The organism is Halalkalibacter oceani, from assembly GCF_023715705.1.
GTDB lineage: Bacteria > Bacillota > Bacilli > Bacillales > Bacillaceae_D > Halalkalibacter > Halalkalibacter oceani_A.
This window is the reverse complement of record NZ_JAMBOS010000034.1, coordinates 1-20,139: the sequence shown is the minus strand read 5'-3', so window position 1 is coordinate 20,139 and position 20,139 is coordinate 1. Positions and strand designations below refer to the sequence as shown.

Annotated in this window: 21 protein-coding genes and 1 other annotated feature; of the genes, 3 read left to right on the top strand and 18 right to left on the bottom strand. The window is 48.2% G+C overall.

The features are described from left to right. Nucleotides 1-165: 165 nt before the first annotated feature. From M3212_RS20035 to M3212_RS20010, 6 genes are all read right to left on the bottom strand, one after another. Nucleotides 166-930, bottom strand: a complete 765-nt coding sequence (locus M3212_RS20035; protein ID WP_251195717.1) for a metallophosphoesterase — start codon at nt 928-930, stop codon at nt 166-168. An 18-nt stretch (nt 931-948) separates the two neighbouring features. Continuing rightward, nucleotides 949-1,332: a hypothetical protein gene (locus M3212_RS20030; RefSeq protein ID WP_251195716.1), complete on the bottom strand. Its 384-nt coding sequence runs from the start codon at nt 1,330-1,332 to the stop codon at nt 949-951. A gap of 300 nt (nt 1,333-1,632) precedes the next feature. After that, a complete protein-coding gene (locus tag M3212_RS20025) occupies nt 1,633-2,583 on the bottom strand; it encodes a hypothetical protein (protein ID WP_251195715.1) in 951 nt (316 codons plus the stop codon). Next, nucleotides 2,580-3,110: an RNA polymerase sigma factor gene (locus M3212_RS20020; protein ID WP_251195714.1), complete on the bottom strand. Its 531-nt coding sequence runs from the start codon at nt 3,108-3,110 to the stop codon at nt 2,580-2,582. Before M3212_RS20020 ends, M3212_RS20025 begins: the two co-directional genes overlap by 4 nt. 36 nt (nt 3,111-3,146) lie before the next feature. Next, on the bottom strand, nt 3,147-3,350 hold the full coding sequence (locus M3212_RS20015) for a hypothetical protein (RefSeq protein ID WP_251195713.1): 204 nt from the start codon (nt 3,348-3,350) through the stop codon (nt 3,147-3,149). Between the two features lie 152 nt (nt 3,351-3,502). Continuing rightward, entirely contained in the window at nt 3,503-4,717 is a 1,215-nt protein-coding gene (locus M3212_RS20010; protein ID WP_251195712.1) for a M20 family metallopeptidase, read from the bottom strand. Nucleotides 4,718-5,190: 473 nt separating this feature from the next. Between M3212_RS20010 and M3212_RS20005 the strand changes: the two genes are divergently transcribed. Next, nucleotides 5,191-5,424 carry a hypothetical protein gene (locus M3212_RS20005; protein WP_251195711.1) on the top strand — a complete coding sequence of 78 codons (234 nt, stop codon included), beginning with the start codon at nt 5,191-5,193 and terminating at the stop codon, nt 5,422-5,424. Nucleotides 5,425-5,581: 157 nt separating this feature from the next. Here the strand turns inward: M3212_RS20005 and M3212_RS20000 are convergent, their stop codons facing one another. The 5 genes from M3212_RS20000 to M3212_RS19980 form a co-directional block, all read right to left on the bottom strand. Continuing rightward, the gene (locus M3212_RS20000; protein ID WP_251195710.1) at nt 5,582-6,025 is read right to left on the bottom strand and encodes a DUF2663 family protein; all 444 of its coding nucleotides are present in this window, start codon (nt 6,023-6,025) and stop codon (nt 5,582-5,584) included. Nucleotides 6,026-6,073: 48 nt separating this feature from the next. Then, complete coding sequence (locus tag M3212_RS19995; protein ID WP_251195709.1) at nt 6,074-6,289, bottom strand: hypothetical protein; 216 nt, start codon at nt 6,287-6,289, stop codon at nt 6,074-6,076. A 13-nt stretch (nt 6,290-6,302) separates the two neighbouring features. Next, nucleotides 6,303-6,893 carry a CPBP family intramembrane glutamic endopeptidase gene (locus M3212_RS19990; protein ID WP_251195708.1) on the bottom strand — a complete coding sequence of 197 codons (591 nt, stop codon included), beginning with the start codon at nt 6,891-6,893 and terminating at the stop codon, nt 6,303-6,305. Nucleotides 6,894-6,957: 64 nt separating this feature from the next. After that, nucleotides 6,958-8,460 carry a RecQ family ATP-dependent DNA helicase gene (locus M3212_RS19985; RefSeq protein WP_251195707.1) on the bottom strand — a complete coding sequence of 501 codons (1,503 nt, stop codon included), beginning with the start codon at nt 8,458-8,460 and terminating at the stop codon, nt 6,958-6,960. Then, nucleotides 8,450-9,508 (bottom strand): helix-turn-helix domain-containing protein, encoded by a 1,059-nt coding sequence (locus M3212_RS19980; protein WP_251195706.1) that lies wholly within the window; start codon nt 9,506-9,508, stop codon nt 8,450-8,452. Before M3212_RS19980 ends, M3212_RS19985 begins: the two co-directional genes overlap by 11 nt. A gap of 231 nt (nt 9,509-9,739) precedes the next feature. Between M3212_RS19980 and M3212_RS19975 the strand changes: the two genes are divergently transcribed. Then, nucleotides 9,740-9,988, top strand: coding sequence for a ferredoxin (locus tag M3212_RS19975; RefSeq protein WP_251195705.1), 249 nt, complete (start codon nt 9,740-9,742; stop codon nt 9,986-9,988). 165 nt (nt 9,989-10,153) lie between these two features. On the opposite strand, the gene M3212_RS19970 is transcribed toward M3212_RS19975, so the two are convergent. Then, on the bottom strand, nt 10,154-11,206 hold the full coding sequence (locus M3212_RS19970; RefSeq protein ID WP_251195704.1) for a M14 family metallopeptidase: 1,053 nt from the start codon (nt 11,204-11,206) through the stop codon (nt 10,154-10,156). Nucleotides 11,207-11,397: 191 nt separating this feature from the next. Then, nucleotides 11,398-11,623 (top strand) — a binding site (T-box leader). 93 nt (nt 11,624-11,716) lie between these two features. Between M3212_RS19970 and serA the strand changes: the two genes are divergently transcribed. Next, nucleotides 11,717-13,339, top strand: coding sequence for a phosphoglycerate dehydrogenase (gene serA / locus M3212_RS19965; RefSeq protein WP_251195703.1), 1,623 nt, complete (start codon nt 11,717-11,719; stop codon nt 13,337-13,339). A gap of 328 nt (nt 13,340-13,667) precedes the next feature. Here serA and M3212_RS19960 read toward each other — a convergent pair whose 3' ends face one another. From M3212_RS19960 to M3212_RS19935, 6 genes are all read right to left on the bottom strand, one after another. Continuing rightward, nucleotides 13,668-14,042: a hypothetical protein gene (locus M3212_RS19960; RefSeq protein WP_251195702.1), complete on the bottom strand. Its 375-nt coding sequence runs from the start codon at nt 14,040-14,042 to the stop codon at nt 13,668-13,670. Nucleotides 14,043-14,127: 85 nt separating this feature from the next. Then, nucleotides 14,128-15,051, bottom strand: a complete 924-nt coding sequence (locus M3212_RS19955; protein WP_251195701.1) for a peptidoglycan DD-metalloendopeptidase family protein — start codon at nt 15,049-15,051, stop codon at nt 14,128-14,130. Nucleotides 15,052-15,166: 115 nt separating this feature from the next. Then, a complete protein-coding gene (locus M3212_RS19950; protein WP_251195700.1) occupies nt 15,167-16,273 on the bottom strand; it encodes a Ger(x)C family spore germination protein in 1,107 nt (368 codons plus the stop codon). Then, nucleotides 16,251-17,384 (bottom strand): GerAB/ArcD/ProY family transporter, encoded by a 1,134-nt coding sequence (locus M3212_RS19945; RefSeq protein WP_251195699.1) that lies wholly within the window; start codon nt 17,382-17,384, stop codon nt 16,251-16,253. Before M3212_RS19945 ends, M3212_RS19950 begins: the two co-directional genes overlap by 23 nt. Then, nucleotides 17,377-18,870, bottom strand: coding sequence for a spore germination protein (locus M3212_RS19940; protein WP_251195698.1), 1,494 nt, complete (start codon nt 18,868-18,870; stop codon nt 17,377-17,379). Before M3212_RS19940 ends, M3212_RS19945 begins: the two co-directional genes overlap by 8 nt. Before the next feature lie 146 nt (nt 18,871-19,016). Continuing rightward, nucleotides 19,017-19,784: a class I SAM-dependent methyltransferase gene (locus M3212_RS19935; RefSeq protein ID WP_251195697.1), complete on the bottom strand. Its 768-nt coding sequence runs from the start codon at nt 19,782-19,784 to the stop codon at nt 19,017-19,019. Between the last annotated feature and the right edge of the window lie 355 nt (nt 19,785-20,139).

The following is a 20,139-nucleotide window of genomic DNA, read 5'->3' as shown; positions in this document are numbered from 1 at the left end:
TCTCCTCCTGCTGAGTAACGAAAAAACGTCTTCCGTCCGCGACGAACCACACCCGTCTGGAAAAGAATAACCGGTCTGCTCTCGTTCAACGCGTGTACATACTTACTCCACAGTATAGCGAATGATACAACCTGTGTAAACTTTGTACAACTGCTTATACAACACTCATTCCGTTCGCCGCAGCTGAATAAGATGGGTTTCAGCGGGAGCCGCCAGTCGAAGCGGAAGCGTTGAGGTGCCGAATCCATTGCTGATTACATGAACATAGCCGGACTTCTGCTTGATTTGCCCTTTTTCCTCCAGCCCCCAGCCGAAAAACCGGATTTGCCCCCCATGAGTGTGGCCGCTCAGAATGAGTGAAAAGGGATGATCGGCCGGCAAAGCGTCTGCGATTTCAGGATAGTGACTGACGAGAATTGCAAATTCTTCCTCTACCAGGGTACTAACCTTCCTTACGTCAGCCCGCTTGTGCCCAATGTCATCAACACCGCCGACAAACAGCTTATCCGCACCGCGCGTAATGACCTTGCCTGAATTAACAAGCTCGCTCACCTGATGACGCGCAAGCAGTCGGCGCAGCTGTTGAGCCCCGACTTCTTCGTCGTTATTACCCCAGACAAAGACGCACGGTCCAAGTGAGGCGAGCCGGCGCAAATTATCCTCTATCCTGGCCAGCGGCACTCCTTTTTCACATAAATCCCCACCAATAATCACAAGGTCGACGCTTCCGTGAAGTGCTTCAAAGAGCAGGTCTGGCAGACGACGGCGATGAATATCACTAATAAAAAACAGCTGGAAGCCATCAAAAGCTGCCGGTAAATGTTCGAATGTCAACTGCTGCCGCCGAATCCGCGTACGAAAAGCCTCCGTAATCATATAAAAAACAAGGACGGCTCCTGCCGCCACAATGAGAGAAATGAAAATGTTCATCCTGTGCTCCTTAGCTTCCTATTTCCAGCGTTTTCTCATAAAACCGACATCCATTATACCATACCAGAGAGCAAGAAAAAGCGCGAAACATGCAATTAATCCTTGCGTAAGAAGAAGAGGTACAAACGATCCTAAAGCTGCGCAGGCAAACACCCTCTTTGCCCGCTTTCCCGGCCTTTTTGTATAATGCGGAATGCAGCTGCTGATCAAGTCACGAACAAAAGATGAATAGGCGAGAAACCCGGCGATAAACAGCAGACAGGCGGCCAGCAGCTTGAATGGAGAAAACATCACTTCTCCGATAAAAGCCGAAAGCTCCCAGATTGGCGAACGGGGAAAAAGACTGGCCGCAGCCACCACTCCGCCATAAGCGGTTACTAACAGCAGAACCCTTATATACACCCAGACGGCCATCCTCACAACGTCATCCCCTTTTTTCTATCATGCATATGCGCTGATATGGACAACAGTCCCTTCTTTCACCTTACATTTTCAAGCAATCAGACAGCTAGCAGCAAAACGAGGCCGCTGAAAAACGTCCTTTTTTGTAACCTCTAAGAAGTGGAATGGCTACGCTCATTACGAAAAAACTGCTGAAAAAGTGAAATCGTACTTTTTCAGCAGTTTCCAGCAAAACAGGGTGCGCCTCAAGGTTGGTTTTCCTTTTGGCACACCCCGGGTGACGCGCTCGTGCAAATCGGATTATTCAAATTCAGCGTATTTCAGCAGGACGCCGATATCACGAAATACTCTTTCGCGCCCATCACCACTTATGTTTATCTCAGCAGCAAGGCGGTAGTAGGCGCCCCCATGTTCGATAATCGCGGTTTCAAGCGTCGCCCCTTCCATTTCGAAGCTTAGTTCAGCAGCGAAGGTCAGCTCCGTCTCATGAGAAGAAAGCGGGCTTCCATCTTCGCGCTCCGTCCAGCCGGCGGCTTCATACCGTTCACGCAATGAAGCCTCCAGCTCTTCAGGCGAAGCGGCGTCGATCTGCTCTTCGATCACCGTAAAGAAAGGCGTCGTTGCCGGCTCCCCGGAAAAGTTTGTAAAAAACTGCAACGTCTGACCTTCTTCAGCAGTAAATTGCTCAACGACATACTGCTCATTAACCCTTGTCGTAAAGTTCAGTTCCGGACTTTGGACCTCCTTAAGGAGGATCTGCTCATCCATTCCTTCCACCATAATCGTTTCCTCGAACCGCTCACTCGATTCAATGACCTCGGACTCGTTCTCGGCACCCGCCGCCTCACCGGCTTCCTCATTATCATTTGATGCTGCTTCGCGGGAATCCATCTCCGGCTCATCCGTTTCGAATTCGTTAATTTCCGGAGCTTCATTAAAGATGTTGAATTCTTCCTCGCTTTGTCCACTTTCAGCATCCGGCATCAAAGCGATTTCGGGCTCGTCTCCACTTGAGTCACTTGGTGCTTCCGAGCTGAAATTTCCAAGCTGATTGACCGTCAGCACACTGCCGAGCCCAAGGGCAAGCACAATCATCGCCACCGCCTGCCAACGATGAAAAAAGCGGCCCCACCGCGGGCGTTTTTCCTTTTCAATTTGTGCCATTATATGTGAAGATGACGTTTTTTGCGGCAGTTGATCATACTGCCCCTTCAGTTTATCCATCATCTCTTTTAGTTGTTGATCATTCATAGCTGCTCACCTACTTTTTCAAACTTTCCTTTCAACTGCTTCTTTGCTCGCAGCATCCTCGTTTTCACGGCTCCTTCGGTTACATTAAGCACCTCGGCGATTTCCTGATAAGGCAAATCATGAAAATAATGAAGAATGATCGGAATTTTATATTTCTCATCTAGCGATTGAATAAATTCATGCAACACCTTTGATTCTTCATCAAAAAACTGCTCCACATACATGCTCTGCGGAGCCATTTGCTTCAGCGCCTGCGTTTTTCTTTTTTGGCGCTGTTCGCTGCGGTAAAAATCCCTGACGACATTCAAGGTGATCGAATAAAGCCAGGTTGTAAATTTTCCGCGGTTATGCTTGTTTAAAAAGCGGTACACTTTTATAAACACTTCCTGTGTGACGTCTTCGACATGCATATGATGAACACCAAGTTGATAGGCAAATTTTTCCACCGTTTTTAAATGCTGTTCAATCAGCTGACTGAAGGCTTCATCATCTCCCTGCTTCGCGCGCAAAACTAATTGTTCTTCCATCTTCAAGACCTCCGATTTCGGTGTACACCCGTCTCTCTATCTCTTCAGTAAGCTTACAATGATCATGATACTTATGGAACGCCATATGACGACAAAAGGTTTCAATCCGTCTCTTACCTTCATTTGGCAATTAGAGTTTTCATAACCTGCCACAATTTCCCTGAGCGCCCAAGTCTTTTTGTAAACAGGAAAGAGATGCTCCAAAAGGCGATCCATTTCCTTTTGAAACATCTCTGACATTCATCAAGGCCTCCAGCTACACGAATATTCGAACAAATGATAAAAGATGTACCTGCATTGACTCCGTTTTCTCTCGAAGTCGCGCCTCTATATCATTCGCTGGATGGTTGCTCAGTGACATACGTCGTTCCCCATTCCCGCACTCCGCTTTTTCAGCGTACGTCCTGCCCGCTTACAGGCTGCTCCGCTTTTGTCCCCTGTAAAAAATGGAGCGCGGCGCTCACCAGGCTTTTGCCCGCAATGACCATCGCCCTTTCATCAAAATCAAATTTCGGATGATGATGAGGGTAGGTTAACCCTTTTTCTTCATTTCCCGCACCCGTAAAAAAGAAGCTGCCTGGCACATGCTGCAAATAATAAGCAAAATCCTCGCCGCCCATCACCGGTTCGATCTCGACAACGTCCTTTGCCGGATGCACGGCCTGGACGCTGCTGACAAAGCGCTCTGTTTCCACTGCATCGTTGATGACAGCCGGATAGCCTTTTTGATACGAATACGTGTAATCCGCTCCCATTGCCGCACAAGTTCCCTGAATCACTTCTTCGATTCTTTTCATTAACAGCTCCTGCACGTCCGGATCAAATGTACGCACCGTTCCAACCAGCTCTGCACGATCAGCGATCACATTAAAGGCGCCGCCCGACTGAAATGAACCGACGCTGATTACCGCCGATTTGAGCGGATCGACATTGCGGCTGACGATATGCTGAAGCTGCCCGACAACGGCTGAAGCGACGACAATTGAATCAACCGTTTCATGTGGGCTCGCGCCATGCCCGCCGCGACCGAGAATCGTCACATCAAAGCGGTCGGCCGCGGCCATGATCGGACCTCTTCTATAGCCAATCTCCCCTACTGGAACCGGCGTCCACAGATGGGTACCGTAAATCGCGTCAACCCCATCCAAACAGCCGTCCTCAATCATCGCAATTGCGCCGCCTGGGGCAAGTTCCTCGGCAAACTGATGAATGAGCACAACCGTGCCCTCCAGTTCCTCACGTACTTCCATCAAAGCCTTGGCGACGATTAGCAGTGTCGCCGTATGACCGTCATGGCCGCAGGCGTGCATGACACCCGGTTTTTTTGAGGCGAATGGCAGTCCCGTTTCTTCTGTTATCGGCAAAGCATCAAAATCCGCACGGAGCGCGACGGTCTTCCCAGGCCTGCCGCCTCTTATGTATCCGATTACGCCTCGTCCTCCGACACCCCTTTTCACCTCAACGCCAAGCCGCTCTAAATAATCGGCGATCATCGCCGGCGTTTTCACTTCCTCGAATGACAATTCAGGTTCAGCATGCAACAGCCGACGCAGCTCGATCATCTCAGGGTAAAGCTCCTCCAACCTCACAAGTAAACGGTTTAGCATCGTTCGTCTCCCCTTCCTCTTTCTTCTATTGTACCTTTCTAACAGAAAATTGAAAACAGGGTAACAAAAAAGACTATTTCAACTGTTTTTCTTCAGCATGAAATAGTCTTAGACAAACCGTAAAACATTGATTTTTTTATTCTGCTTCATCGGAAACTTTAAGCATGTAAATAGCCATGCCGACTGCTAGGGCCATCGCGATAAACCCAAAGCCGAGGATCGCAAGTAATTGTACTCCTGTCATAGATATCCACTCCTTACTCCATTTACGCATTTTCTTATTTTATTTTATCCTATCACAGTTACTACCTTAGCTAACGTAATAATGTGACAAAACGAAGAATTTTAACCCGTTAGAAAAACAAACAAATTGATTGAATATTTAGGGAATAGCCGCTATACTGAAGGTAACAAAGAAAAGGAAACGCTTTCATTCAAGGGTAATTATGAACAAACATGAAGGAGTGATTCACGTGATTCTGACGAAACTGACGAACAAATCGCTCGTAACCGACCAAGACGTATCGTTTAATTACCGTTTAGGGATTCCTGTCGAAGTATTTGATTCCGAACAAGGAAAAACAGTCGCCTTTGGCCAGATTGAAGCCTACAATGAGCAGCTCATCCATATACACGGTTCTCCATTTTGCCGCTCCAGTTATCTGTTCTTCGGACAGCCGGCCCAGCCTGCACCCGCCTCATGCTAATGCCAGCTTCAATGTAATGAGCGGAACCGCCACGATCTTTTAAAGCCCGTTGTGAGTGGGTTTCTCACAACGGGCTTGTGGCGTGTGAAGCCATTGCCAGTAGGCCCAAAGCTAGTTTTGCCCCAAGCTCTTATTGCTGTAGGTATGTCTGTCACCGTCATTTATGATACAAATTAACACCGTGGACACGTTTCATAAAGTCGTATGTTTGCTCTCGTTTTTTCCATGACCGGTCATCCTCCCACAGCTCAGCGCTACGGACGATAATGTCAAGCCGCAGTTCCTCGTATTCCTTTTCCGCTTTATCCTCTTTCTTGCTAAAGAAGCGCAGTTGCCAATAGCCGATCGCACAGAGTCCAATGGCACCGATAAAAAAAGGATCTGTCGTCAGGACAGAGATCAAACGATGTGAAAAAACAGCCCCCGTTCCGAAAATTAAGCGGTAGACGGTGAAAACAAGCAGTGCGAGACAGCCAAGCAAAAATAGCGACCATCTGGCTTTCGCCTTTTCCACGACTTCCCACTTGTCCTTTCGGGCGATGAGTTCGTTCATTAGCACCCGAATGCCCTCTCTTTCCTCCGCCAGCCTGTTTTTCATCATTCCCACCCCCCTCTCATTCTATGAGGGACAAAGCCATCATAGAAGCGGCTATTGCAGCCAATAAGGAATCGACAGGACGATGACGACAATGATGAAAAACAATATTAACAGCAAGCGCACTAATGGGAATGAAAGTTTCAGCCTGATTGGCTTCGGTCTGTTTTTATGAACCTCCGCACGCGGGGGAAGCGAAGCCGTCTCGCTTTCACTCTTTTTCATTTCCTGACGGAGCCCGTCCGCCTGGTCGTTTACCTTTCGCGTCATCTCACTACCTCCTTTACGTTTCTCTCATGCCTGTTTGAACACGATGGCGGATTAACATTCCTACAACGACATCTATTAGAAAATGGGCAAAAATCGTAATAAGAAGATTACCCGTCCATTCAAAAGTTAATCCGAGCAAAAAGCTGACTGCGACCACTTGGCCAAACAACCATGGCTTTGGCAAATAGCGGACATGAACAAAGGCAAACAGCAGACTGGCGATCACAAGGCCAAAGGCAGTTTGCAGCACACCACGAAAAAAGATTTCTTCGGCCACAGCGACAGTCGCACAAACGAGCAGGAGCTGCGGCGTAGTCAAGCTGCGGAAAAGCCGTTCATTTAGCCCGCCATCATCGAGCCATTCCGCCGGCAGCAGCTTTTCAAGCGTCACATCAATGAGAATGACAACAAAAGCGAGACCGCCGCCAATAAGCAGTATTTCACCCAGCTCCCCCTCGAATAGCCTAAAAAAAGCGTGCCGGCTGTCAAACAGAAATAATCCGATGATGACAGACAAGCCAAGCAATAACCCCTGAGTCAAATATACCTGGGTCAGCAATTGACGATCTGTTAACGATGCGAGTAGTTCTTTTTGTGATTTCATCATTTCCCTTTCCCGGGTTGTCACTTTGTCCCTGCTTTATATTCTGGAATGCCTGTTGACGTAGTCAGTACGCTTCAAAAAAAAGCTGTTCAAGCGCCTCCTCCCATCCTTTTAACGGGACAGGCGATGGTGGTGACTCGCTGAAAAAAGCTTCGACATTCGCCCCGCAATGATCGCAGCATTGCTCAGGACGCTTGTCCGGCTTCTCCGAAAAGTAAGCGAGTAATGATTCACGGCGGCATCCCGCACCCTCAAGCCACGCCTCAAAGAGTGACAGCTTGCGCTGCTTCTGCAGCATATGCCGCTCGTAGTCTGTCTGAATCCGCGCATACATCCGGACGGCTGAGAAAGGCTGAATCCGCTCGCCGCTCAGCACGCCCTCTTCCTGCAAAAAATAGCGCGTCAGCCGCCAGACTGCTTCCTCGCCGCCTGTTCGCGCGCGAAACTGCTCCTCCAGCTCTTTCGTCAGTTCAGCTCCGGCACTGATCGAATGCAAGGCCTCCTTTAAGCCGGACTCCTCAAGCGCCAGCCTGTCGGTTAACAGCCTTACTCTCCCTTTATCCTCTTCACTATAGAGCAAAAGAGCGAGGCTCGGTTTGCCGTCCCGCGCCGCCCGGCCGATTTCCTGAACATAGGACTCCATGTCGGACGGATAATGAAAATGCAGCACATAGCGAATATCTTTTTTGTTAATCCCCATTCCAAAGGCACTTGTGCAGCAGACGATGTCGATTTGCCCGTTCATAAACTGCTCCTGTATCAACAGGCGATCCTCGGTCGACAAGCCGCCATGATAAAATGTCACTCGTCCGATTCCTTCCTCTTGCAGCAGACGCGCACATGTTTCTGTCCAGAGTCTGCTGGAAAAATAAATCATCCCCGGTCCCCTCAGCTTTCTGACAAGCCCTTTTAGTCTGTCGAGCTTTTCCTCCGCCGTACGGTATGCTTCGACCCGGTAGGAAATCATCGGACGATCGGACGGATAGCGCAGAAGGACCGGCTCCCTTAGCTGGAGACTTTTTTCGATATCATCAATCACCGCTTCCGTCGCCGTCGCTGTCACCGCAAGGCACGGCGGACAGCCAAGCTCATGCTTTAACGCGCCGAGCCGCAAATAATCCGGTCTGAAATCATGCCCCCATTGTGATATACAGTGGGCTTCATCGACGACGAAGTAGGCGATGCCCACTTCGCGTAAACGCTGTTGGACATGAGACATTTGCAGCATTTCTGGTGACAGATACACAAGCTTATACTCGGACAGTCTCCGCAGGACGGTTTCCCGCTCCTTCCAGCTCATAAAGCTGTTTAGCGCCGTAACCGCTCTGATCCCTTCCGTGCGCAGCTGCTGCACCTGATCCTCCATTAGCGACAATAGCGGAGAAATAACAACCGTGATCCCATCCGCCAATAAAGCAGGCAGCTGGTAGCAGACCGATTTCCCAGTCCCGGTGGGGAGCGTCGCGATCACATCATTCCCTTGTCGTAACGCTTCGATAACGTCCTTTTGCCCGCTGCGAAAAGTCGAATAGCCGAAAAACGTCTGTAATGCGCGCTCAAGCTCCATGGTTCACCTTCCTTTTGGCCATCACCAGCCGGATCATAAAATAGCTGACCTCCTGCGGCAGTCTGTCCTTCAGCTCGCGCAGACGGCTCGTCCCAAGCTGCTCGGCCACCTCAATGATTTGCCGCTCCAGCTCAAACCGGACAAAGGGCCGGATCGAAAAGGAGGTGTGATGCCAAGCGATTTCGACGATATGATCCTCGATTGTATTTTGCTTTAACTTTCTGATACGGCTGATCTCCTCAAGTGAATAGCCTTCAGCAAGCAGCTCCATCGTTTGCTTCGTCGATGACGTCAGCACGACCTCCTGCTTCAGATCAGCAGCAAACAGCGGTAGCCAGCGGTAACGTCCAACCTGCCCGGCTGTTGCTTTGAACATTTGGTGCAGGGTCGCCATATGATAGAGATGAACCGTTGACGGATGCCAGCCGAGCGCGTCCGCAAGCTGCTGCCTTGTCATCCCAGCCTGTTTTTTCCCCGATAATTGATGGACAAAAACAAGCGCCTGCTCCTGCTGACAGGTTTTTAAAAAGGAAACTAACTCCTCGTACAGCTCACGGAGAGCGGTCTCCCTATTGTCAGCCGGTGGCAGCTTGCGTTTCACCCAGCGCTGGATCTCAGGCTGGAGCGTCAGCGGATAAAAGGATGGCGCCTTTGCGACGAGATGGATTAACGATTGAATATACAAACGCAGCCTGAGCCATGCTGTTTCTGTCAAAGCATGGTACTCCCAGCCGTTCAGCTCCTTTATAACCGGGTGCGTCTGTTTGAATGCGTCAAGCGCGGCCTGGCCTTGTCCGGTTAAGACAAAGCGGTCATCAGCGACTTGTTCCAGCTGCTTTTGCTGATGGAGTTCACTTACGGATTGCTCCAATTCAGCCCGTGTTAAAGCCGGCTGCAGACCGAAATAAGGCAACAGGGAAAATAAGGCCGCATCCTGAATGGTTTGTGAAGATTTCTTGCCTTTCAATATGTGATAAACGCCATAAATCGAGCGATCTGCCTGATAGGCGCTCATAATCATACAAATGAATGCTTGCTGGGCGTTCATTCGCCTCCCACCTTTTTCTGCGAAAAAACTAGCTCTTTAGTTTATTTTAGCAAATTCCTCGTTTAATGGGGTGGAAAATCGTCTGAGTACGTGAGTAAGAAAGAAGAAAGTTGAAAAAAATAATGGCGCTGTTCAGTTGAATTGGTTGAAATGTTTCTCATTCCGTTTTACAATAAGTCAGAAGATACGACATTAATCAATAGAAAAGAGAGTGGAATTGGAGGTTTAACCATGGCTAAATATACAATTGTCGATAAAGACACATGTATTGCATGCGGTGCGTGCGGCGCGGCTGCTCCAGATATTTATGATTATGATGATGAAGGAATCGCCTTCGTTATTCTTGATGATAATCAAGGGACAGCAGAAGTGCCTGATGAGCTTGAGGAAGATATGATCGATGCTCAAGAGGGCTGCCCGACGGATTCAATTAAAGTTGCCGATGAGTCATTTGATGGCGATGCGCTTAAATTTGAATAGGCCCATTTAATGGAAAGTCGATGATCCAGTTTTCATCGACTTTTGCTTTTTTTTACAATAAAAGAAACGAAGGCTGGGACAAAAGGTTGTTTTTTTACCTTTTGCCCAGCCTTTAAGGAATGAGCGGAACCGCTACGATCTTTTAAAGCCCTTTTTTCAGCACGCTTAAAGCTGTAGTCCCTCAAGTGCAAGCTTGACATTATTTGCCCATATTTCGGCAAAGACCGCTGGCGGTAACGGGTTGATGCCGGTCCCGACCTCAACCGTAAAGCCCGGCCTTCCAGTTTCCTGAATAAACCAGTCCTTAAAGCCGCCGTCACTGTCCGCCGTGTGAACCGGGGTGTAAGAGCTGACGAGAGATAGACGCGTCACCATCTCCTTGCTCTCAGGCGGTTCAAGGCCGCGATAGCCCCAGTAGATCACCTGCCCCTGGGAATGAAAGGCAAGCACATGAGAGAATGATTCACGGACAGTCATGTCATACACAGCGAGCGCCTCCGGCTCGGTTAAAGGAGCGTGGCCGCTGTAATGACGCGGCCAGGGCTGCTGCGGGCTTTCAGCTGCTTCTCGTTCCCATTGCGCCGGCCACTGGTGATTCAAATCGACGCCGCGGATATTGCTGGACCAGTGATCGAATCTTGTCATCCCTTTGTTGATGGCCAGCACGTCCTGATAGTAAGGATGCCCTGGGGAGATCCCCTGCAGCACAAGCTCAACACCATCGGGATTGACGAGCGGGACGACAACGAGTGTGACTTTTTGCAAGATCGCCGCAATGTCATACTCAAACCAGACTTCGTTTTTTTGCTTGTATGTCGCAAGCCGGTCAAGGAAAAGAGCGAGCAGCTTTGTGGTATGCCATTCATTCGCATGCCAGCCGCCCGAATAAAAAATTTTTTTCTTTCCGCTACCGATAAAAAATGCATAAATCGGTTTTTTCATGACCGAGTAGCCAATGATTTCACTGCGAATCCCTTTTTCTGTCCAGGCAGGCAGCAGGGAGACGAGCTGCTCGTGACCAAACTCTGTCTTGATGTCCCCAAGGAACGAGTCCTGGCAATACTTCACATTTTGCGGAAGTGTTAGTTCGGTTCCACGCGGGACATAACTGTTTTCGGCATAAATGCTCGGATTGAGCAGGATCAGATCAATTGGCCGGATCTGATAGCTGGCCGCAATGATCGCCACTGTTTCTCCCGGTCCTACGATATGTTTCAAAGCCTCCCCTCCTCTAGTCGATATATATGATAACGGGACTCTTTTGATACAAACTTATCGCCAATCATGCTATTCACGAAGAAAAATGAAAAAATCTTTTCTTTTGTTCGTCATTTTCCGATTGACAGAAACCATTTGATATGATAAATTATCAAACAATTAATACTATTATTCACGAACAATTCCACATCAGAAAAACGATGATGAAGATGGGAGTATGAAAAGCCAATTCAGAGAGCTAGTGGTTGCTGTGAACTAGTTTGGCTTCATTCTCCAGAGCCCTTCGGAGTTCATACATTGAATGTCAGTAGATGTATTCGGATAAATCCGTTATCTTGGAGAGTATCTCTCCCTGAGATGCGCACATGTTGCGCATGAATGAGGGTGGCACCGCGGTTTGAACCTTCCGCCCCTCACGACTCCCGTCGTGTGGGCAGAAGGTTTTTTTGTTATACCGCTTTCATTTTACGCAAAGTAAAGAAAACAGATCTTTAAAGGAGTGTAGAGAGTATGAACAAGCAAGTCGTCATTGATCATCCTGAAACTGCAGCAAAAGAGGGGCAATTTAACATTCTTGTCTCTGACACCATGAGCAAGGAAGGGCTTCTGCCATTACTGGAAAGCGACAAGGTCCGCTGTGTCGAGAAAAATGTCAACGACGTTGAAGACTTATCGATTTTCGACGCCTTACTTGTCCGCAGTGCGACAACCGTAACAGGTGAGCTGCTTGATAAGATGCCAAAGCTGAAGATCATTGCCAGAGCCGGGGTCGGTGTTGATAATATCGATCTTGATGCCGCGACAAAACGCGGGGTTGTCGTCGTTAACGCGCCGGACGGCAATACGATTTCAACTGCTGAGCACACGTTTGCGATGATGATGGCCGTCATGCGTAACATTCCGCAAGCCAATGCTTCCATTAAAGCCGGGGAATGGAACCGTAAAGCGTTCCAGGGCTTTGAGCTGAGAGGAAAGACTCTTGGAATTATCGGTTTTGGCCGGATTGGTACACAGCTCGCTCAACGGGCAAAAGCGTTTGAAATGTCCCTGCTCGTCTTTGATCCGTTCTTAACGAAAGAGCGCGCGCAAAAGGTCGGCGTCGAGACAGCTTCGCTTGATGAAGTGCTTGAAAATGCTGATATTATTACGGTTCACACACCGCTGACAAAAGAAACAAAAGGGCTACTCGGGATGAAAAACATCGCCAAAACAAAGCCTGGCGTTTTTCTCATTAACTGTGCCCGCGGAGGAATCATCGATCAGGAAGCGTTAAAACACTACTTAAATAACGGTCATATCGCCGGTGCCGCTCTTGACGTATTTGAAGAAGAGCCGGTTGCCGATCAGGAGCTGCTGTCATTTGAAAAAGTGATTGCCACTCCACATATCGCTGCCTCCACGAAAGAAGCGCAGCTCAATGTTGCTGCTCAAGTGTCCGAGGAAGTGCTCCATTTCCTTCAAGGCGAGCCTGCGAGCAATTCGATTAATTTACCGACGCTTTCCAAGGAAGTGTACGAAAAGGTAAAACCATTCTATGAATTAACAAAGAAGATGGGGAATATCCTGTCACAGGTCATGATGACTCCTGTTCAGGAAATCGATGTATTTTATGGCGGAACGGTAACAGATCTGGAAACGTCGATTACAACAAGAAGCCTGATGGCTGGCTTTCTCCAGCCGCGTGTTGATGCAGCCGTCAATGATGTTAATGCGAGCCTGATTGCCAAAGAACGCGGCATCAGCTTTGGCGAGAAGCACTTAAACAAAACGTACGGCTATTCCAATATTATTCACGCTGTTGTCCGCGGCGAAAACCGCTCATTTGAAATTAAAGGAACTTATGTGAAGGAATACGGACCAAGAATTGTCAACGTCAATGGATTTACAGTTGATTTCATTCCGGAAGGACATCTCATCTACATCCAGCACAATGACCGTCCAGGTGTGATTGGCCGCATGGGACAATTGCTTGCCGAGCATAATGTCAACATTGCGACGATGCAGGTTGGCCGGAAAGAAGAAGGCGGAGAAGCGATTATGATGGTCGCCGTCGATAAGCTCGTCGAAGACCGCGTCATCGACGCCCTTCTCGAAATGGAAGACATCCACATCGCCGATAAAATTGAATGCTAAAAAAAGACGCCACTGGCGTCTTTTTTTAGCACTGTGCGGAGCCGTTACAACGGTTTTTGTTCTCGATGAAAGTGGGGTTCTTTCATCGAGAACGTAACGTGCGGAGCCAGTGCCTTCCTCGAATCAATCCGAAAGTTTTTATACTAAGAGCGCTCGTCTGCCGCCAAAAATCTCCCACATTGCTTAGAGGCTGGACAAAAAGGTAATAAACAACCTCTTGCCCAGGAGGCCGCTGAAATATAACTGGAAGAAAAGTAATAGCTCCGCGCGTTGCTTCGAGAAACCTACTCGTAGCAAGACTTTCAAATTCAGGCAACGGCTACATTCATTACCATATATACGAAAACAGCAAATCGAGCTGCTTGTCCTTGCTTTGCTGCAAATAGGCTTCACCGGCTTCGGTCAGCGTCACGATGTGTCCATCTGCTTTAATCAATGCTTCCCCGAAGGCGATCTCGCAATAAAACTGATAAAGATGGGCGCGCTGCTGCCTGCCTTTCTTCTTCATCAGATGATAGCCGAACGCCCGGTCATGAGAGCGCCAAAAACGGGCATGAAGCTCCTTGTTTCCGACCATACGAATTGAACCATGCTGCTTAATTTTACGCAGCATGAAAACAAACCCATCGACTAAATCAATTTGGGAGCTATTCAAATCCGTTTGCCGGTTGAGCCATTGAAACAGCTCTATATCTACGTTCATTTCACCATTTCCCCGTTCTACGCACCTGTCGAGCTGTCTCTTATTTTACCATATTTCGCTGACGAATTATAGACTGCTCCTCCTATCATTCTTTAATTGTCAGCAATTGGCCCGGATAAATAAGGTCGGAGGAAAGCTGATTCAGCTCAATAATTTGCTCTGCCGTCAGTTCGTATTTAGCGGCGATCGCAGACAATGTCTCCCCGTGTTCAATGACATGAGCATTCTCGAACCGTTCCGGGTAGACGACGAGCACAGAGCCGACGGTAATCAAATCGCTATCGAGTCCATTCCACTGCTGCAAATGCTGGACGGTCACGCGAAAGTCTGAGGCAATCCCCCAGAGCGTATCACCAGGCTCCACCTGTACATAGAGAGCTTTTTCATCTTCATTCAAATGTTCTTCGCTCTCTTGATGTTCAGACCGGACGCTCAATGTCTCGACCGTTTTTCTTTCTTCCAAAGCTTCTCCCTCAAAAGCACCGCCAACGGCGGCATACATCGCCTCTGTCTCTGACGAAAGGACATGGAGCGGGTCAATGGAATCTGACTTTTCCGGATTCCAGCTGCCGTGGTGCACCTCAAAGTGCAAATGATTGCCGGACGAGCGTCCCGTATTGCCTACAGAACCGATTCTTTCCCCCTCTTTCACCTGTTCTCCTTCATTGACTGAGCGTTCATGAAGATGGGCATAAACGGTTTCCAACCCATTATCATGCTTTATAAAGACAACTTGTCCGTATGTATGGGAGTGATAGGAGCGGGAAACCGTCCCGCCCGCTACCGAAACTACCGGAGTCCCCTCCGGTGCTGCAATATCTATTCCATAATGCTTGCCATCCCTTGTCCCAAAAGAATCCGTCACTTCGCCAACCGTCGGCCAAATCAGGTCTTCCATGAAACCTGATTCGTATTCTGCCGCGAATGAAGTCGTCGTTGTAATGAACAGCATGCCAATAAAAGCAGCTAAGGCAAGAGCAATGCAGACACGTTTTATTAAATCAACCATAACGTCCTCCCATTCCGATATCAGAAACCGGTCTTTTCCTCTTTCAAAGACGGCTTATTTGATTTATTCACAGATATCAGTATCATATGGAAATCCGTTAAAAAATATTCCTCCTTTATTCAATTGCCCCGGATTGGACAATATTTAACTCGACATCCAGCTTAAAATTTGCTGCCGGGTAAATGCTGTTCTTCCATTCTTCCGGACGCCAGTCGCGTGTCGTGCTGCGGTAAAACTCGCCGGCCCCCACCGGATCAATCCCGTCATCGCGAAACTGGTACAGCATGTCTGTCAGCCGTCTCGTGATTTCCTCTTCTACCTGTTCCTGCAATTCCTTGACAACCCCCGGCTCGTCAAGATTCCTTTCACCGGTATAATCAATGATTTCACCGTCAATTGTCATATTATAATGGAATATTGGCCCCGCCTCTGTTTTCTCTACCTCTTTCGTCAACTCACTATTAAGCTTCTCAATTACGACATGGCTGGATGCCCCTTCTTCTCGGTGAAGAGTGAACTGCTGCGTCGCCTGGCGCGTCGGCGTCGTGATCAGTTTAAGTAAAAAGGATTCATCGCCCGATAAGGTAGAATGGACGACATCGGCTTTAAACAATGCTGTACCTGCTACGCGAACAGAACTTCCTGATTTTTTGATAAGCGGAAGATACGGGTCCCGCGCATCGCTGTAAAAGCTAAATAAAAACTCGTGCAGGTTCGTCGAAGGGATCATATTTTGCTCCATATTTTGCCGTAACAAATCGGCCAGAAAAACACCGGCCTGCTCACCTGAGCCGATCTCTGTCTTCAGAATCTCCTCGGCCTGACCGTCAACAATCGCCAGCAAAACCCGGTTTCCGACCGAAGGGTCACGATACAGGGAATCAACAAAATCCTCAAGCCCTCTTTCAGCCAGAGCTTTGCTAAACAGGATTACCCTGATTTGACCGAGTACCAATGGCCGCTGGGCACGCTTATTTAACATGAGCTTGGTTCCTTTTACCGTATCCCCGCTTGCCTCAATAATCCCTTTTTCCAGGACGTTCTTTCCTCCCTGCTCAATAAAAGTCGGAAAGCTGACTGTGATTTTAAGCTGTTGATCGTCGTCGAGATCATAGGCAGCCAAACGAATGAGCGAAACTTCATCAATGACGTTTGTTTGCAAGCATCCCGTCGTTAGGAAAAGCAGTGCCACACAGAAGCTATACATCCATCGTCTGGCCATGTTTATTCCTCCTTACTTTCAGGACAATGGTCTGAAGAAGTACTAACAGCGGAATATAAATAAAGCAAATATAAAAGCCGACCATTCCGACCCATTCGTTAAAGAGGTTGATTTCCTGTCTCGTCGGTAAAAAGAAGACCGTAATCACGACGATGATCAGCGCCAGCACCAGGGCAAGGCGCTGATTCATATGGAAGACACGCTTTGCGCATCTGCTCGCCGCCCATAAGCTTAACGCAATATTAGGCGTGATCAAAATCAACCAGATCGAAATCCCGATATATTCAAAGCGTTCGAGAAAAGGAAGCTCAATCACTTTAAATAAAGTCAGTGTCGCCCAAATCGTCCGATTAAGTTGTTCCTCACTGTAAAAGACCAGGCTGACCACCATGATGATCGTATAGGTGATCGTCGTAAAAACGGCTCCCAGCTGAGCCCATTTTTGCGTGTATTCGTTTTGCTTTAAAAACGGATAGTACATCAGCAACAGCTCAAAGCCGAGAAAGCTCAGCGTCGTCTCCCGCGCTCCCAGTGCAATGTCCGTCAATGGGTGCTTCCAAATCGGAAGAATATTGAGGAAATGGGCGTATTCAAGCGGCAAGAGCAGCAGCGGGAATAATAGCGAAGGAATGACGACCCCTAAAAAAGCTAAGCCGACGACTGTCCTGAATCCGCCCGCCACCACATAATAAAAAAACAGCACCGCGAAAAAAAGCGCGACCCATGTCGGCAGATCAGGAAAAATCCACACTTGAACAATTTCGATATAGGACCTCAGGACGAGGACCGAAAGCCCGATAAAATAGACGCCGATCAGGATGCTTAATCCATTCCCGATCCACTTCCCGAAAATTTGCCGATGAATCGTAATTAAATCTCCATTCGCCCTTTTAAGAAGGATGTACATACAACTGATGATGATAGAAACGACAACACCGGCAAGCAAAACGGAGATCCAACCATCATAACCGGCCGACTTGACAACGGCGCGCTGAAAGCTTAGCACACCGACTCCAATTTGCGTGCTGTGAATCAAAAACAGCACTAAAAATCCAGATACTAAATATTGCTCTTTAATCGGTTTATCGCCAATTGTCGATCCATTATTCATCAATATCTTCCTTCCTTGTCGCTCTGCTGAAATTGAAGCGCCCTTTATCACGCGGCCTTAAATAAACCGGACGCGATGACATCCAGCTGAACGGCAGCCGGATAAAAGCATCCTTCCAATCTTGAAACCGCGGTGGAAAGAGCGGGGCCAAATACGGTCTTCCGAGCGAGGTAAGATGAAGCAGATGGACAAGTGTATAGAGACCGCATACGACGACGCCCACACCTCCGGCAATCGCCGCGGCAATAATAAAAGGAAAACGAATCAGACGGATCGTATTGCCCATTTGATAAACCGGCGTTGTAAAGGAGGCCAGCGCAGCGAGCGCGACAATGATTAATAAAATATTACTTGTCAGCCCGGCTTCTACCGATGCCTGTCCAATCACAATCCCGCCAACGATCCCGATCGTTTGCCCGACCTTTGTCGGCAGGCGCGCTCCCGCCTCCCGCAACAGCTCGATTGTCAGCTCCAAAAAGATCGCCTCGATGATCGGCGGGAATGGCAGGTTGCTGCGGGAAGCAATGATCGTTGCCAGCAAATCACGCGGAATAAGCTCATAATGATACGTTAAAACCGCGACATAAATCGGTGTCGCCAAAATTGAAAAACCTACCGCCACAAAACGCAGCAACCTTACGGACGATGCGATCTGCCATGGCAGGAAGTAATCCTCCAATGACGAAAAAAACTCAATTAACGTCGTCGGGCCGAAAACAGCCTCTGGCGACCCATCACACATGAACGCTACTTTCCCTTCCGCCAGCACGGCCGCGACCCTTTCCGGCCTTTCTGTATTGATCAGCTGCGGAAACATCGACATCGTATTATCGGTAATCATTTGCGCTAGTGAGCTGCTGTCAATTACCTGATCAAACTCTACTTTTTCGAGTCTTTGCTGCATCGTTTGCAAATTATCCGGATTGACCAGTCCCTGAATATAAAACAGGCATACGCGCGTCTGCGTAATTTTCCCAATCTTCATCTCTTTGATTTCCAACTGGGGCAGCGGCAGCCTTTTTCGAATTAAATTGATATTTGTATCAAGCGATTCAATAAAGGATTCCCGCGGACCGGCGACACTAAATTCGTTTTCAGACGGCGCGACCTGGCGATCTGATTCCATTGATACTTCGATCACACCACAGGCGGAAGGATTGTCACGTTCATAGAGAATGATAAAACCGGCCATCGCTTTGGCCCGTAATTCATCGGCTTTATGCACGATCTGTTTATCAGTAATCGGAACAACTTCGAGGAGCGCGCTCAAACTTGCTTTTTCTGCCTTAGGCAAATATGGTAAAATATCACGATTCAATCGATCTGAGTCAACCATCGTGCGGAAATAAGCGATCTTATAGCATGTTGACTCCCATTTAAAATCATACTCGACAAAGTCACTCGACTGCCGAAATAGCTTGAGAATGCTTTGGATCGTTTCCTCTTCATGATGCTTCACCTTATGTCGCAGCCACTTTCCAAGCATTCTCCCACCTCCTGTCATTTCTTTTATCTAGTATGAAATACAGCAGCTGGAATTATGTATGAAGCATAGCCTTTGTTTCCAGGAAAAACATAAAAAGGCTGGAGTGAAAAGGTTGTTGTTTTACCTTTTACTCCAGCCTCCATTTTTTATCGCTTGATTCCGCTTACCCGAATCCGCTTGTAATCAGCGACCCAGCCTGTCTCTTGGTAAAGCGTCGGGCGCAAATTCTGTTCAACCTCTTTGACGATCTCTCGCTTTTGCTCCTCCGCGATTCCTTCAAAAAACGAAGCGGCAAACATCACAAGCCAGTTGCGTAGCCCTTCTTCTCCTTCTAACAGTGTAGGCCGGTCTATATGTTCAGCGAACGTAACGAAAAAACCAGCTTCCTCCATTTTGCCCGTATAATCGCCAATACTCGGAAAATACCAGGGAAAACGAGCAGAAAAATCGATACTCCTTTTTTCAAATTGAGCCTGCAATTCATTTGTCACGATTGCAACATTATTTTGACCACCAAATTCCGCGACGAAGCGTCCGCCCGGTTTTAGCGCCCGATAAATCCCTGAAAGCACCGGTTCGGGCGTTTTCATCCAGTGAAGTGCGGCATTCGAAAAGACAGCATCGAATTCCTCCTGATAGGTTAGCTCTGCCCCATCCATCATCTCAAATTGCAAATGCGGATATTTGCGTTGAGCCTGATCAACCATATTGGCCGATTGATCCACCCCTGTTACGAGCGCGCCTCGTTCGCTAAGCTGATTCGTTAAATCGCCGGTTCCGCAGCCGAGATCAAGAATTTTTTCCCCGTCCGCCGGGGCAAGCAGTCCAATCAATGTTTCTCCATATTTTGAAACGAACGCATGCTTATTGTCATAGAGACTTGCATTCCATTTATCGACCTTTGCCATCGCCATTTCATCAACCTCCTCTGCTATTCTGTTTCATTATATCAATCATAAATTCAGAATTATATGTTTTTTATGACAAAAAGGAGCCGACACAAAAGGTTGTGTTTCTACCTTTTGCCCAGCCCCTTGTCAAAGCTTGTTATGTCTAAAGCTTTTTTAAAAAGGAAGTGTCCCGGTTACGACTCGCGCCCAGCCAGATGGAACGTAACCCGCTTTCCTTCTGGCTTTTTACACCCTTGCGCGGTCTCCACTCGCTGCTTCGTCGTCAGCGCAAAAGGGACACTTCACCCTTTTATGTGCATGGAAGCGGGCTGCGGCTCCGTCTCGCGCTCAGCCAAAAGGAAAGAAGCCCGCTTTCCTT